Origin of the sequence: Vibrio sp. PID17_43, from assembly GCF_002608565.1 — a bacterium.
Classification (GTDB): domain Bacteria; phylum Pseudomonadota; class Gammaproteobacteria; order Enterobacterales; family Vibrionaceae; genus Vibrio.
This window is the reverse complement of the sequence record NZ_LIXM01000001.1, coordinates 115,029-129,686: the sequence shown is the minus strand read 5'-3', so window position 1 is coordinate 129,686 and position 14,658 is coordinate 115,029. Positions and strand designations below refer to the sequence as shown.

The window sequence follows — 14,658 nt, the reverse complement described above, 5'->3', positions numbered from 1 at the left end:
ATATAGTGTATTTGTGGATAACTCTGTGAGTATTCTTGGGTAAGGAGAAAAAGTGAAACCAATCGTAATCAAACGTGACGGCTCAAGGGCTCCGTTTAATAGGGATCGAATCCAAGCAGCAGTGGAAGCCGCAGCGGAAAACAATGATAAAGATGTCGCCATTTATGCATTAAATGTCGCGCTTGCTGTTGAGTTGCAACTACAAGATCACGATGAAGTTCACATCCACGAAATTCAGGACTTGGTTGAGAACGAACTCATGCAAGGTCCTTTCAAGTCGTTGGCACGTTCTTACATTGAATACCGTCATGACCGTGATATTGCACGTGAAAAGCAGAGCGCATTAACACGTGAAATCGAAGGCCTGATTGAAGAAAGCAACCTAGATCTAATTAACGAGAACGCGAACAAAGACGGTAAAGTTATTCCGACACAACGTGACTTGTTAGCGGGTATTGTGGCTAAACACTATGCGAAAACACACATCCTTCCACGTGATGTGGTTCAAGCACACGAAGTGGGTGACATTCACTACCACGATCTAGACTACGCACCATTCTTCCCGATGTTTAACTGTATGCTGATCGATTTAAAAGGCATGCTGACACACGGCTTTAAAATGGGTAATGCGGAAATTGACACGCCAAAGTCAATTTCAACTGCGACTGCAGTAACGGCACAAATTATTGCTCAGGTTGCGAGTCACATCTACGGCGGCACAACCATCAACCGTATTGATGAAGTACTAGAGCCATATGTAATCACAAGTTATGAGAAGCATTTAGAAATTGCGAAAGAGTGGGACATTGCAGAGCCTGAAGCGTTTGCAAAAGCACGCACCGAGAAAGAGTGTTATGACGCATTTCAATCGCTAGAATACGAAGTAAACACGCTGCACACTGCGAACGGCCAAACGCCATTCGTTACTTTCGGTTTTGGCCTTGGTACAAGTTGGGCATCTCGTCTGATCCAACAGTCGATTCTGAAGAACCGTATTGCAGGTCTAGGTAAGAACCGTAAAACAGCGGTATTCCCTAAATTGGTATTTGGTATTAAAGATGGTTTGAACCATAAAACGGAAGACCCAAACTACGACATTAAGAAGCTCGCATTAGAGTGTGCTTCTAAACGTATGTACCCAGATATTCTTAATTACGATAAAGTCGTAGAAATTACCGGCTCATTCAAAACACCGATGGGCTGTCGTAGCTTCCTTGGTACGTACGAAGAAAATGGCGAGCTGATTCACGAAGGTCGTAACAACCTTGGCGTAGTAAGTTTGAACTTACCTCGTATTGCCATTCGTGCGAAGGGCAGTGAATCGAAGTTCTATGAACTGCTGGATGACCGCCTACGTCTTGCTCGTAAGGCACTAGAAACGCGTATTTCACGCCTAGAAAATGTGAAAGCACGCGTAGCCCCAATTTTATACATGGAAGGGGCGTGTGGCGTCCGTCTGAAAGCTGACGACTCAATTGCAGATATTTTTAAGAACGGCCGTGCTTCGATCTCGCTTGGTTACATCGGTGTACACGAGACAATCAACGCGCTATTCGGCACAGAAGCGCACGTATACGATGACGCAGTACTACGTGAAAAAGCGATTGCCATCATCAAGTACATGAAAGATGCAGTGAACAAATGGACGGACGAAACGGGTTATGGTTTCAGCCTATACGGCACACCAAGTGAAAACCTGTGTAGCCGTTTCTGCCGCATTGATGCGAAAGAATTTGGTGTGATTAAAGGCGTAACAGACAAAGGTTACTATACCAACAGTTTCCATCTAGACGTGGAAAAAACGGTAAACCCATACGATAAAATCGACTTTGAGATGCCATATCCAGAAATCTCAAGTGGTGGTTTCATCTGTTACGGTGAGTTCCCGAATATGCAACGCAACATTGAAGCACTAGAAAACGTGTGGGATTACAGTTACACCCGTGTTCCTTACTACGGTACGAATACGCCAATCGATGAGTGTTATGAGTGTGGTTACAACGGTGAATTTGACTGTACAAGTAAAGGCTTTACTTGCCCAAGTTGCGGCAACCATGACTCGACAAAAGTATCCGTAACACGTCGAGTGTGTGGCTACTTAGGCAGTCCAGATGCACGTCCGTTTAACTTCGGTAAGCAAGAAGAAGTTAAACGTCGAGTGAAGCACCTATAAGGTTAAAGCCTGCTCGAATCAATATCTTGAAAATCAACCTGTAACGGGTTGATTTTCATTTTTGGCGAAGAATAAAGAGATGCGACTATGAATTACCACCAATACTATCCAATCGACGTTGTAAACGGCCCAGGTACGCGCTGCACACTGTTTGTTGCTGGCTGTGTTCATCAGTGTCGCGGTTGTTACAATCAGTCTACGCAACGATTGGATTCTGGTGTGTTGTTCACGCAAGAAGCGGAAGACAAAATCATTGCCGATCTAAACGACAACCGCATTAAGCGCCGTGGTTTGTCTCTGTCTGGCGGTGATCCGCTTCATCCAGCGAATGTGCCAGATATTCTGAAGCTAGTGAAACGTGTAAAAGCGGAGTGTCCAGGAAAGGACATTTGGGTTTGGACTGGTTACACCCTTGATGAGTTGGATGATGCACAGCGTGAGGTCATCGAATACATCGATGTACTGATTGATGGTAAATTCGAGCAAGACAAGAAAGATCTTAATTTAGAATGGCGTGGCAGCTCTAACCAAATTATCCATCGCTTCACGGATATTTAATCGTTCAGCAGAACGCGTTGTTATAAAACATGAAAAGGGCACATCCGATAATACGGCTGTGCCCTTTTGGTGTGAACTCCTAAATCATCGTAGAATTATATTTTTACGCCGTCACCCTGAAGTCGTCTTCTACCATGTTGTTGACCCATTTTTTTGATTGAATTCGTCGCGTGGTTAATACTCCTTTAACCAGCTCCTCGGCCAATAGGGACATCAAGACCCAATGTAGTGGCAGTCCTAATACGATGCCAGTGTAATAAGTTAAAGGGATCCCAACCGCCCATTGACCAAATGTATCGATAAAGATGCTATAGCGAATATCCGCTCCGCTTTTCAACACACCCCCAATTCCGACCATATTGAACACGCGCAGTATCATTCCTAGCGCCATGACCAAACACACATTGAGTGCCATTTGTTTATCACTTAGAGGCGTGAACTCCATTAAGCTCAAAATCAGCGGTGAGCAAATCCAAACAAGAACAAATAATCCAATCGCCAATAGGGTGCTGGTTAATACATACCACCAGGCGGTTTTTTCGACGCGGTCATAGTGTTGCCTACCAATATCATTACCTAACATCACTGATGCGGCGACCGCAAAGCCCATAAAGGTTGAAATCAAGACGCCTTCAATGGGAGAGAGAAAAGAGATTGTTGCCAACGCCGTGACACCAAGTTGACCGTAGATGACGTTATAGATCAGTAAGCCACCAGTCCATAATGCATCATGAATCAACATGGGGAACGAGACGTTGAAATACCGCTTGCGATAGGCTGATTTTGCACCGTCTAACCAGTCAGATTTGGTTGGTAACATATGCCGATAGCGACGCACAAAGAAATGACCAAGCAGCCAAGTTTGAACAATACGTGATAATAGGGTGCCCATGGCAGCACCGAACACTCCCCATTGTGGGAAACCAAACAGACCAAAGATAAAAACAGCATTTAAAAACACGTTAACGATGATCGCCACGATGCTGACATGTGTTGCGAGCCTTGTTTCGCCAACTGCGCGTAAGACAGATTCAATGGGTACGACCAACGCAGTACAAATTAAACTGATGCCAGTGACAACCAAATAATCCCTAGCGTATTCGACATACTGTGGCCCAGTTGAAATATAAGAGACGATCTCACGATCAAACGCCGAATACAGCACAATGAAAGGAAGCGTTACCGCAACAGACAAAAACCATGATTGGGCAAGGATTCTTCGAATACCGGATGTGTTTTCCGCACCGTAATATTGCGAGGCTAAGACCGTAACCGCCCCACACAGGCCAAAAACAATCGCCAAGTTAAAGAAAAAGATACGGTTACCCACCCCGACCGCGGCCGTTGCAGATTCCCCCAACTGGCTGACCATAAAAATATCAACGACACCCAGTAATGAAAACAACATTGCTTGCAATGATACTGGCAGTCCTATGGTGACCATCTTGTGCCAGAATGCTTTATCAACATATTGACGTGTTAACAGCATCGCATTTCTCCTTCGTGAATAACGAGGCTAGTTTATCCAAGTAGCTTGACGCTGTATTTTTCTAAGGAATCCAAAACCTTTGTCAAACTCTCGACATTTCTCAAAGACAATCGATCAATGTTAGGCGGTAGCCATTAGATGGAAGAAAAACAAGAACGGTATGTGATATCAGAACAGACTCGCCAAGAGTTTATCGATCAAACGCACGTGTTACCGTTAGAAGAGCGGGGTATTGTTCAATGTGGCATTGCAACGTGCAGTGAGTTTTTTTCTGTGTACAGAAAGAATCAGAAACAACATATGTTGCTCTATACCGTCAGAGGAAAAGGTTGGCTCGAAAGTGGTGTTTGTCGATATGAATTAGAACCAGGCTCTGTCGTCATTGTGCCTGCGGGTGTTGAGAATGGCTTTGGTATGCAGGATGAAACATGGCAAATTGCGTGGGTGTTTTTATCTCATCAAAAAAAATGGAATGTGATCCCGGATGAAATTAGCTATCAACTTTCTCCCGCCACTGAAGTCATGTATTCCTGCATTCAAACCTTGCTCAGGAGTCGGAATCTACCTCTTGATGATGGTGCCGTAATTGCAGAGCATAGTGTTATGCAGCTCGAACATTTATTGAACATGCCCGAATCAGAGTTACTCTCACGTAATCAAGTAAAGTTAAAGCGTGTCTTTGATGTGGTACAACGTCAACTCCACAAGGATTGGACTGTTGAGCAGTTAGCAAAGCTATTTCCTTGTTCCGAACCGCATTTGCATCGGTTGAGCCAAGAATATTTTGGGCGCAGCCCGATTGCGCATCTCACTCGTTTAAGGATGGAATATGCGAGTCGGTTATTACGCTCGACAGAGTGGTCAATTCAACATGTGGGAGAAATCGTAGGCTATCCTATGAGCGCGAACTTTAGTACTCGGTTTAAGGCGTGGGCAGGGTGCTCGCCTCGTGAATTTAGAAAACAGTCTCGAGAGAGGGATAGTGGTGAACTTTAAATCGGAAGTTGAGCGGTTTTTCACCGCACCATCACTTAAGCGCGGCAAAAACTTGGCGGTTTCTACTAATATTTGCCGATCGTGTGAAAAATCGTTTCGCCATCGTTAACAAAAATGTTAACGTGAGGTTCGATACTTGAATTTCAAAGGGTTATGACTTTCATGTTTTCTAATCTACCAACACCAGTATTAGATCCTATTTTATCTCTTTCCGTTGCATGCCGTAACGATCCTCGCCCGAACAAGGTTGACCTTGGTATTGGGGTTTATAAAAACAGCAAAGGCGAAACGCCGATCATGACAGCGATAAAAATGGCGCAAGATGTCGTGATTGAAAATCAAAAAACCAAATCTTACGTAGGGCTCGCCGGCTGCGAAGAGTTCAACCAAAGTATGATTGAACTTGTACTAGCGGGCACATCAGTCATGGACCGCGTTACGGCAGTTCAAACACCAGGTGCCAGTGGCGCATTACGTATGTTGGGTGACTTGATGAAAGTGGCGCAACCAGATACCACGGTTTGGATCTCAAACCCTAGTTATGTAAACCATAAACCGGTAATGGAAGCCGCTGGTCTGAAAGTTAAGTTCTACCATTACTTTTCACCAGAGACTAAGCAAGTTGATATCGCAAGAATGCTTGAGGATTTATCAACAGCAGGTCCTTCAGATGTTGTTCTTCTGCATGGCTGCTGCCACAATCCAACAGGAGCGGATATCGACTTCGCAGCCTGGCAGTTGATTACAGAACTGTCACAGAAAAATGGTTTCACACCATTTGTTGATATCGCCTACCAAGGTTTTGGTGATGGTCTAGAAGAAGACGCCAAAGGCCTTCGCTATATGGCTGACAACGTTGATGAGATGTTAATTACCACATCATGTTCGAAGAACTTTGGCTTATATCGTGAACGCACGGGCGCAGCAATCGTTGTGGGTAAAAATGCACAAGAAGCGGCGAATGCGAAAGGTAAAATCCTGACTCTTGCTCGTGCAACTTACACTATGCCACCGGATCATGGTGCTGCTTTGGTTAAAACTATTCTTCAGGATGCGCATTTAACCAGTGTGTGGAAACGCGAGCTAAATGAAATGCAACAACGCCTCGTTTCTCTACGTCAGGTTTTATGTAACGAATTGAGAAACAACCATAATACGGATCAATTTGATTTCATTGAAAGTCACAAAGGCATGTTTACTGTGCTAGGCTTTAGTGAAAACCAAATGACTCAACTACGTGAAGATTATGCAATTTATGGTGTGGGAGATGGTCGAATCAACATTGCAGGCCTAACGGAAACGCACATTCCTTATGTAGCTGATGCGATTCAAAAAGTTTCTCAACGTTAAATCAGGAGAGTGGATGAAAAACTGGAAATTGCTTCTACCAGTTATTATGAGTGGTAGTTTGATTGCTTGTACATCTACGCCAACGACTGAACCTGTAGAGCCTGAAGTGCCTGAAGTGCCAAAGGTGGAAGAGCCGATTAAAGTCGAGCCAGAAGTAAAGCCAGAGGTTGAAACCAAACCTGAAATCGAGCCGGAGAAAAAGCCAACACCTAAACCAGAGAAGGAAACGAAGCCGAAACCCGTAAAGGTACAAAAGACACCTGACGGCATGCTTATCTTGGGGTCAGAAGAGTGGGTGTATGTACCGGCCATCGACCAGACATACAAAGCGCGTATAGATACCGGGGCGACAACATCTTCAATCAGTGCGACCAACATCGTTCCATTCGAACGTGATGGTAAAGATTGGGTTCAGTTCAACGTCGATATCGATGGCAAAGCAAGCAAAGAGTTCAAACTGCCGGTTGAGCGCTGGGCTAAAGTGCGCCAGTCATCATCTGAAGAAGTAGATAAGCGTCCAGTGGTGATGGCTTATATACAAGTAGGTGATTTAAAAGAGCAGACGGAATTTACTCTGACTGAACGTGATCATATGAAGTTTCCAATCTTATTAGGCCGTAGCTTCTTCCGTGATATCGCGGTGGTGGATGCTTCTAAGAAGTATATCCAGAATCAGCCAAGCAAAACGAAAAAGAAATAGAAAGTAGATATACAAAATAGAAATAACAAAAAGCCTCTCGAACGAGAGGCTTTATTCATGTTACGAAAGGCATTCTCGCTTTAAAATGCGAAGCGTGCTGACATCACAAATTGTTGACCGTAAACGCCATTGTTCTTAAGGTCTGCCCCCAAAGACAATTGTTGTGTTGAATGGAATCGTGCGCCTAAGTTGTAGACAGTTTTCGAATCATCGTTATCGATCAACTGACCAATACGCCCGTGTAGCTCAACGTTCTGCATGAACCACACTCTAGTGCCAATATTGACTTCAGTTTTCCACTCATCACCGACTTTGTCACTGCCATTCTTCTTAATATTGTGAATCAGCATCTGACCATAAATATCAGAAAGTTGTCCAGCTGGGCCGTTGAAACCGATGCCGCCGGCGATGTCCCAGTCGCCACTAAATTCGCTATCAGCACGACCGATAAAGTGGGAGTTCTCAGTAAAGTATGTAGTGACCTCACCACCAAACGTACCAGGGCTGGTACCCATGCGGAACTCCATCATGTTGTAGTTGAAATTATTTGCGTGTGCAGAAAGTGGCAAAACAGCGCACAAACCAAAGGCCGCGACCTTTAGAGCTTTACCTAGCATGGGTGTCTCCGGGTAAGAAAAATAATACGAACGAAAAAAGGTCTGCAAAATGCAGACCAAGATTCACAAAGTATCATTTTAGGTGATTCCCGTCACCTACAGCACTAGGACAAAGTGCGCATGATCATTGTTTTGGGAAGTAACATTTCCCCCAAACACTGTGATTACAAAACAACGAGATGTTCAACTTCAATTTCTGGCTTGCTACCGCCTTCGAACTCGCCAAAGAGACGAACTTTAGTCGTTTGGTCAATAGGCGTCGTTAGGTGGAGATCATCTTCGAGTTCAACCAACACTTCGGCTGAACCGTCACTGAAGATGAATTGGTCTGCGCGGACTTGACGAAGAAAGTTACCCTCTACTATGACGTCTTTCTCAGTGAACATAGTTGAACCAGCAATAAGGGCGTCGACTTTTTCTACTGTAACAGGACCGTTAAACTGAACGGTTGATTGTCCTTGGTTGTGAGCCTTAGCAAAAGTAACGGTAGGGGCAATAGTAAGTGCAGCAATAGTCGCGATAACGGTGTTTTTCATTCTGTATGTTTCCAATGTAGGTGTTTGTTTTTGATGACGCTATTAAAACAAACCTTATTTGAACCAATACTGATGTAAACGTTCATATTCGATTCATTTTCTTGAGTGAGATACCTACATAACGTTATGATTGCACTCTTTGTTTTCTCTCTAAAAAACAGTCATGAAAGTAGTCATCCCATCGTTAATGGTACAGGGCACCACTTCGGATGCCGGAAAAAGTGTTCTTGTGGCAGGTTTATGCCGTGTGTTAGCGCGAAAAGGGATAAAGGTTGCCCCATTTAAACCACAAAATATGGCACTCAATAGCGCAGTAACCAAAGATGGTGGTGAAATTGGGCGCGCTCAAGCGGTTCAAGCCCAAGCATGCAATATTGAGCCAACCGTTCATATGAACCCTGTACTAATCAAACCGAACAGTGACACTGGCGCGCAGATCATTTTACAAGGCAAAGCGATCTCCAATATGGATGCGGTGGGGTTTCACGACTATAAAAAGATAGCGATGACGACAGTGTTAGATTCTTTCGCTCATTTAACGCGAGAGTTTGAGTCGGTCATGATAGAAGGTGCGGGTAGTCCGGCTGAAATTAACTTGAGAGACAATGACATTGCGAATATGGGCTTTGCCGAGGAGGCCGATGTCCCGGTGATCATCGTGGCGGATATTGATCGAGGTGGTGTTTTTGCTCACTTGTACGGCACATTGGCGCTGCTTTCTAAATCAGAACAAGACCGAGTAAAAGGTTTCGTCATTAACCGATTTCGAGGTGACATCAGCTTGCTGCAATCGGGATTGGATTGGTTGGAAGAGAAAACCGGTAAGCCAGTGTTAGGCGTATTACCATACTTGCATGGCCTTAATTTAGAAGCAGAAGATGCCATAACCGACCGGCAAATATTGGCTAACGACGTAAAACTTAATGTAGTTGTGCCGGTGTTCCCGCGTATAAGCAACCATACTGATTTTGATGCGCTTCGCCTCAATCCTGATATTAATCTGCGCTACATTGGAAAAGGTGAAGCTTTGGGTAGATCTGATTTGATTGTCCTACCGGGTTCTAAATCTGTGAGAGATGATCTGGATTACCTAAGAAGCCAAGGTTGGGACAAAGATATCCAACGCCACATTCGGCTTGGCGGTAAAGTTATCGGCATTTGTGGCGGGTATCAGATGTTAGGCAAGTTTATTAAAGACCCTCTTGGTGTGGAAGGGGCTCCGGGTACAAGTCAAGGCCTGGGGTTACTCGATATTGAAACCGTGCTTACCGACAGTAAGCGATTAACTCATACCGAAGGTGAGTTACACCTAAATAATCATTGCGTTAAAGTGAAAGGTTACGAGATCCATGTGGGGCAAAGTGAAGTGAAAGGCACTCAACCGCTTAAGTTAGCATCCGGTGAACTCGAAGGGGCGATAAGTCACTGTGGACATATAATGGGTACATACCTACATGGGCTTTTCGATGAAATCGAGGCACTCACGGCAGTCACACAATGGGTGAATGGTGCTCAAATCAAACAACAAGACTTTGCTGCACTCAAAGAGCAGGGCCTTAATCGTATCGCGGACGCGATAGAGCAACATATAAATCTTGACTTTATGTTCAAATGAAATCAGTTTTTAACGGTTTAAAAGTAAGTAGAGATTCTGATCTACTGCCTAATTTTTCCCCGTCTCGTACCGGAGTGATTTTATGAAAGCATGGAAGCGTTATGCTTGCCTTGCAGCAATATTGAGCGTTTCATCAACAGTGAACGCCGCGATGGATCTTAAAGTGTATGCCGCCTCGTCGTTGACGAACGTGATTGACACAATTGCACAAGATTTTGAGAGCCAATACGATATATCGGTAACACCAGTCTATGGCGGTTCTTCATCGATTGCTCGGCAAGTTCTAAGTGGCGCTCCGGCTGATGTTGTAATTCTTGCGAATGCTAAGTGGATGAATTACTTAGTGAAGTCCGAAGTTGTTAAAGGTGACAATGTCACTGATTTGGTGCGTAATAGTTTAGTTGTGATTACGCCAAACACCTCAAAGGTAGAGACTTTCGATTTATCAGATGTCAGCGCCTGGGAAAATATACTGAATGGTCACCGTTTAGCAATTGGCAATCCCGCCACAGTGCCAGCAGGTATGTATGCAAAAGAATCTCTCAGTAATCTAGGTGTATGGAAAAGTGTGGAGCGACAAGTTGCACCAGCAAAAAATGTTCGTTTAGCGTTAACATTCGTAGAAAGAGATGAGACACCACTTGGCATTGTATATAAAACGGATGCACAACTGTCTGACAAAGTGAAAATCGTAGGTGAGATTGCCGATGATACTCACGCAGACATTGTTTACCCTGCTGCACTGGTAAAAAATTCGACTCAATCTGCGCGCTTTTTTCAATACCTAAAGTCTGATGACGCCAAACGCGTGTTTGCGCAGTATGGTTTTCAATAATAAGGGGACAGTGTGACAGAACTTGAATACCAAGCCCTAATGTTAAGCCTTAAAGTTGGCGGTTATGCCGTACTTTGGTTGATTCCTGTCGGCATTTTTCTCGCTTGGTTACTTTCTCGAAAAGAGTTCTTTGGAAAATCTCTTCTCGATAGTTTAATTCACCTTCCATTAGTATTACCGCCTGTCGTCATCGGTTACCTGCTGTTGATCTCAATAGGACGGCAGGGGTTACTTGGCCGTTGGTTATATGATCACTTTGGCTTAGTTTTCAGCTTTAATTGGAAGGGGGCGGTTGTTGCTTGTATCGTCGTAGCATTGCCTTTGATGGTGCGATCTGTCCGTTTGAGCTTAGACAACGTTGACCCCAAATTAGAACATGCGGCATCAACTCTGGGGGCTTCTCCTTTAAGAGTGTTTCTTACCATCACGCTACCGTTAACCATTCCGGGAATTATTACAGGGACGATGCTCTCTTTTGCGCGTAGCCTTGGGGAATTTGGCGCAACCATCAGTTTTGTGTCTAATATTCCCGGGGAAACACAAACCATCCCATTGGCAATGTACAACTTCATAGAGACGCCAGGTGCCGAGATGGAAGCGGCACGCCTCTGTATCATTTCTATTGCGTTGGCACTGTCTACTTTGATGATTTCTGATTGGTTGAATCGTAAGTCAGCTAAGCGTTTAGGAACCAAGCGATGAACATAGAAATACAATTTAAACAATCACTTGGTGAAACGAACTTTGATATAGACTTATTGTTACCGGGTAACGGAATAAGTGCGTTATTTGGTCGCTCTGGTGCAGGAAAAACCACACTTATCAATGTCATCAGCGGTCTTGTCACACCAACACATGGTAAAGTCGTCGTTGGCGAACATGTGTTGTTTGATAGCGACAAAGGCATCAACTTACCCACACATAAGCGCAAGATTGGTTATGTATTTCAGGACTCTCGGTTGTTTCCGCATTATTCAGTTAACGGAAATTTACTTTATGGCGTGACAAACAAAGATGACATCTACTTTGATAAAGTGACAGAGTTATTGGCGATCAAGCCTCTGTTAAAACGTTTTCCGGTCTCTTTGTCAGGCGGAGAGAAGCAACGTGTTGCTATCGCACGAGCATTGCTGTCGAAACCGAGCCTGCTTTTAATGGATGAACCGCTTGCATCCTTGGATATGCCCCGTAAACGGGAAGTGATGCCTTTTCTAGAAGAACTCTCTGAGCAGGTAAATATCCCTATCATCTACGTCACGCACAGCTTACAAGAGATTTTACGCCTTGCTCAACATTTGTCGATCCTAGATGAAGGGCGAATCATGACGTCCGGAAAGTTAGAAGAAGTGTGGGCATCTCACTCTATGCGTCCTTGGCAGTCTTTTTCAGACCACAGCAGCTTATTTGAAGGTAAGATTGAAGGACACCATAGCAAATACGCGCTTACGTGCGTCAAACTCGCTCCTAAGGCTTGTTTGTGGGTACAAAAGATCGATGGTGATCCGGGAACACCCATTCGCTTACAAGTACGTTCAAATGATGTGTCTATTACGCTAGAAAAACCCGTCGCCACCTCAATTCGTAATGTGCTATCCGCAACCGTCGCTTCGATAGAGGCGTTTAATCCCGGTGAAGACAAACAGAGTATCACCGTTTCATTGCGTCTTGATGATGACTGCTTATTATGGGCAACCATTACGCCTTGGGCATTAGATGATCTAAACCTAAAAATTGGCGATGAGGTATATGCGCAGGTAAAAGGGGTCAGTGTCACACAACGAGATATCGCGTTTTCTCCTCACTGATACCAATCGTAGATACACAAAAGGCCGCGTTTGCGGCCTTTATTATTAGCGTATTACAGAGAGTGTCGAAATTACTTCGCGAATACTTCTTTGAATTCACGTTTAAGAAGTGGGTCACGACGTGCTTTCTTCATTTGCTTAACCATGTCTTTCACACAATTGTGAAGAACATTATCAAGCAACTGAGCACGGTACTCTTCTTTGTCTTCATCTGTCATATTTTCAGGCAGATTTAGCGTTGGGAACTCTTCCATTACGTTTAGACCAGCAAAAGCTTGGCCTACTGATACTAGAGCGTGGAATTGCTCAAAGTTGTCCAAAATGTTTTGTGCGCTTGCAGGCATATCATCCCAAGATGCGCGTACAGCTTCTTCAGAAACTTCATGGATAGAGGTAACCATTTCGAACATTTGCTCTGGAACTTCGTCAAATTCGATAACTTTACGTAGTTCAGGCGAAATGGTTGCTAGATCAATTTTTTTGCTTTCGTTGTTAGTTGCTTCTGACATGCTGTGTCTCTCGTTACAAAAGGCGGGAATATTAATACCAAATGCATCAAATAGCTACTATAAGAACTATTTGAATACGTGACCATTCAACAAAAAAATATAGCACTTATCTGGATATTTGATGCATATACTGCCGAAAATAAGCGCGGGCATGTTACAGTGTCACCAATGTAAACAAGGTATTTGTGACGATAACCCTTTTTACAGTTCACCATCAACAACGCGGTTAAGCATGGTTGTACTTCACACAGTTTCGACCTGCTTTTTTCGCTTTATACAATGCTTCGTCAGCGAGTTTAATCACATCGGCAGGGTTACGCTCACTTCGACTGTCAGCCACACCAAAGCTTGCGGTCACCGACACCGTGTTTCTTTGTGCATTTGCGCTACCGCGCTTTTTTCGGCCTTGTTTGTTATCTTCCGGGCGAGAGTCTTGATCACGTAGAATCATTTCGTATTGCGCGACCTGTTTGCGAATTTCTTCTAAATGCAGTTTGCACTCGTCAGCATATTTACCTTTAAAAACAATGGTGAATTCTTCACCACCAAAACGGTAAACGTTTGCACCGCCTTGGGTCTTCAATAAGCGAGAGGCCACCATTTTTAGCACGTCATCGCCAGTGTCATGGCCGTAAGTGTCGTTAAACTTTTTAAAATGGTCGACATCAAGCATCGCAATCGTGAATTTTCTACCCATGTGTTTTAGATCTAAATCTAAAGCTCGTCGGCTAGGAATTAAAGTTAGGCTATCAGTAAAGGCGAGTTGATGGCTTGCAGAAGTTGAGTAGAGAATAATGACGAGGCCAGCAATGGTGAACATGGTGCTAGAGATATACTGAATATCAAAAAAGATGAATGTCGCAGACGCTAACACCATTGCTGAATATGCCATCGCATGAATGATTTTGTTCTTTCTCAATACAAGAATACCAAGAAAACAAACAATACCAGTGCAATACAACACCAAAACTAATGGTAAGTGAGAGACGTTAAGCACGATAAATAGTATGCCACTCGTCCACTCTTCAAATCCCCCCTCAATGTAGTACGTCAAGGTCACGTATGACCAAAACACAAACATGAGCAGTAATAAAATGTAAGTTAAAGTCGATTTAGAATCAAAGCCATCTTTATTAAAAAGAAAAACGGCAAGAAATGAGACAGGAAGGAGAGTCGCTAAAATGGCCAGTTCAAGAAGGGTTGTCCCGGTTCTCAGCGGAACTTGAAGCCGATTTTGTATTACGAAGTATGCAAGCAACAATGCGATGCATAGCATTGATTCACGACCTTGCTTAAATGAATAGCACATGATTAATGCACAAATTAGCAAAATATATGGCATATTTGCAGCAATGCCCCAGTTAGATTGAGTCATCAATATGATGCTTTCCATACTAAGGCAGACCACTCCAAGCAATAACAGCGGGAATAGAAATCTAAAGCCTGATGATGTCATTAAAGATGATGCCATCTAC

Annotated in this window: 14 protein-coding genes; 9 read left to right on the top strand and 5 right to left on the bottom strand. The window is 43.9% G+C overall.

Annotation, left to right across the window (positions count from 1 at the left end):
• The first annotated feature begins 52 nt into the window (after positions 1-52).
• Positions 53-2,173, top strand: a complete 2,121-nt coding sequence (gene nrdD / locus AK965_RS00605; protein ID WP_099077780.1) for an anaerobic ribonucleoside-triphosphate reductase — start codon at positions 53-55, stop codon at positions 2,171-2,173.
• Between the two features lie 87 nt (positions 2,174-2,260).
• Positions 2,261-2,731 carry an anaerobic ribonucleoside-triphosphate reductase-activating protein gene (nrdG, locus tag AK965_RS00600; protein WP_099077779.1) on the top strand — a complete coding sequence of 157 codons (471 nt, stop codon included), beginning with the start codon at positions 2,261-2,263 and terminating at the stop codon, positions 2,729-2,731.
• A gap of 103 nt (positions 2,732-2,834) precedes the next feature.
• Here the strand turns inward: nrdG and AK965_RS00595 are convergent, their stop codons facing one another.
• On the bottom strand, positions 2,835-4,220 hold the full coding sequence (locus AK965_RS00595) for an MATE family efflux transporter (protein WP_099077778.1): 1,386 nt from the start codon (positions 4,218-4,220) through the stop codon (positions 2,835-2,837).
• A 138-nt stretch (positions 4,221-4,358) separates the two neighbouring features.
• Here AK965_RS00595 and AK965_RS00590 point away from each other — a divergent pair, with 138 nt between their 5' ends.
• The 3 genes from AK965_RS00590 (at position 4,359) to AK965_RS00580 (ending at position 7,266) form a co-directional block, all read left to right on the top strand.
• Positions 4,359-5,216, top strand: a complete 858-nt coding sequence (locus AK965_RS00590; RefSeq protein WP_099077777.1) for an AraC family transcriptional regulator — start codon at positions 4,359-4,361, stop codon at positions 5,214-5,216.
• A 162-nt stretch (positions 5,217-5,378) separates the two neighbouring features.
• Complete coding sequence (locus tag AK965_RS00585) at positions 5,379-6,566, top strand: amino acid aminotransferase (protein ID WP_172438026.1); 1,188 nt, start codon at positions 5,379-5,381, stop codon at positions 6,564-6,566.
• Between the two features lie 13 nt (positions 6,567-6,579).
• Complete coding sequence (locus tag AK965_RS00580; protein WP_099077775.1) at positions 6,580-7,266, top strand: RimK/LysX family protein; 687 nt, start codon at positions 6,580-6,582, stop codon at positions 7,264-7,266.
• Between the two features lie 80 nt (positions 7,267-7,346).
• On the opposite strand, the gene AK965_RS00575 is transcribed toward AK965_RS00580, so the two are convergent.
• Complete coding sequence (locus AK965_RS00575) at positions 7,347-7,883, bottom strand: hypothetical protein (protein WP_099077774.1); 537 nt, start codon at positions 7,881-7,883, stop codon at positions 7,347-7,349.
• A gap of 164 nt (positions 7,884-8,047) precedes the next feature.
• Positions 8,048-8,419, bottom strand: a complete 372-nt coding sequence (locus tag AK965_RS00570; protein WP_099077773.1) for a YgiW/YdeI family stress tolerance OB fold protein — start codon at positions 8,417-8,419, stop codon at positions 8,048-8,050.
• 163 nt (positions 8,420-8,582) lie between these two features.
• Between AK965_RS00570 and AK965_RS00565 the strand changes: the two genes are divergently transcribed.
• From AK965_RS00565 to modC, 4 genes are all read left to right on the top strand, one after another.
• On the top strand, positions 8,583-10,034 hold the full coding sequence (locus tag AK965_RS00565; RefSeq protein ID WP_099077772.1) for a cobyric acid synthase: 1,452 nt from the start codon (positions 8,583-8,585) through the stop codon (positions 10,032-10,034).
• 82 nt (positions 10,035-10,116) lie between these two features.
• The gene (modA, locus tag AK965_RS00560; RefSeq protein ID WP_099077771.1) at positions 10,117-10,869 is read left to right on the top strand and encodes a molybdate ABC transporter substrate-binding protein; all 753 of its coding nucleotides are present in this window, start codon (positions 10,117-10,119) and stop codon (positions 10,867-10,869) included.
• A gap of 12 nt (positions 10,870-10,881) precedes the next feature.
• Positions 10,882-11,571: a molybdate ABC transporter permease subunit gene (gene modB / locus AK965_RS00555; RefSeq protein ID WP_099077770.1), complete on the top strand. Its 690-nt coding sequence runs from the start codon at positions 10,882-10,884 to the stop codon at positions 11,569-11,571.
• Positions 11,568-12,674, top strand: coding sequence for a molybdenum ABC transporter ATP-binding protein ModC (gene modC, locus AK965_RS00550; protein ID WP_099077769.1), 1,107 nt, complete (start codon positions 11,568-11,570; stop codon positions 12,672-12,674). The genes modB and modC overlap by 4 nt, the downstream gene beginning before the upstream one ends.
• 71 nt (positions 12,675-12,745) lie before the next feature.
• Here modC and AK965_RS00545 read toward each other — a convergent pair whose 3' ends face one another.
• Together AK965_RS00545 and AK965_RS00540 are read right to left on the bottom strand one after the other, a co-directional pair.
• The gene (locus AK965_RS00545) at positions 12,746-13,183 is read right to left on the bottom strand and encodes a DUF3069 domain-containing protein (protein WP_099077768.1); all 438 of its coding nucleotides are present in this window, start codon (positions 13,181-13,183) and stop codon (positions 12,746-12,748) included.
• A gap of 226 nt (positions 13,184-13,409) precedes the next feature.
• On the bottom strand, positions 13,410-14,654 hold the full coding sequence (locus AK965_RS00540) for a GGDEF domain-containing protein (RefSeq protein ID WP_099077767.1): 1,245 nt from the start codon (positions 14,652-14,654) through the stop codon (positions 13,410-13,412).
• Between the last annotated feature and the right edge of the window lie 4 nt (positions 14,655-14,658).

Coding starts and splice junctions, on each gene's coding strand:
- AK965_RS00565 (WP_099077772.1), top strand. CDS start 8,583: ATGAAAGTAGTCATCCCATCGTTAATGGTACAGGGCACCACTTCGGAT.
- AK965_RS00575 (WP_099077774.1), bottom strand. CDS start 7,883: ATGCTAGGTAAAGCTCTAAAGGTCGCGGCCTTTGGTTTGTGCGCTGTT.
- AK965_RS00540 (WP_099077767.1), bottom strand. CDS start 14,654: ATGGCATCATCTTTAATGACATCATCAGGCTTTAGATTTCTATTCCCG.
- AK965_RS00570 (WP_099077773.1), bottom strand. CDS start 8,419: ATGAAAAACACCGTTATCGCGACTATTGCTGCACTTACTATTGCCCCT.
- AK965_RS00580 (WP_099077775.1), top strand. CDS start 6,580: ATGAAAAACTGGAAATTGCTTCTACCAGTTATTATGAGTGGTAGTTTG.
- AK965_RS00595 (WP_099077778.1), bottom strand. CDS start 4,220: ATGCTGTTAACACGTCAATATGTTGATAAAGCATTCTGGCACAAGATG.
- AK965_RS00545 (WP_099077768.1), bottom strand. CDS start 13,183: ATGTCAGAAGCAACTAACAACGAAAGCAAAAAAATTGATCTAGCAACC.
- modA (WP_099077771.1), top strand. CDS start 10,117: ATGAAAGCATGGAAGCGTTATGCTTGCCTTGCAGCAATATTGAGCGTT.
- AK965_RS00585 (WP_172438026.1), top strand. CDS start 5,379: ATGTTTTCTAATCTACCAACACCAGTATTAGATCCTATTTTATCTCTT.
- nrdG (WP_099077779.1), top strand. CDS start 2,261: ATGAATTACCACCAATACTATCCAATCGACGTTGTAAACGGCCCAGGT.
- modC (WP_099077769.1), top strand. CDS start 11,568: ATGAACATAGAAATACAATTTAAACAATCACTTGGTGAAACGAACTTT.
- AK965_RS00590 (WP_099077777.1), top strand. CDS start 4,359: ATGGAAGAAAAACAAGAACGGTATGTGATATCAGAACAGACTCGCCAA.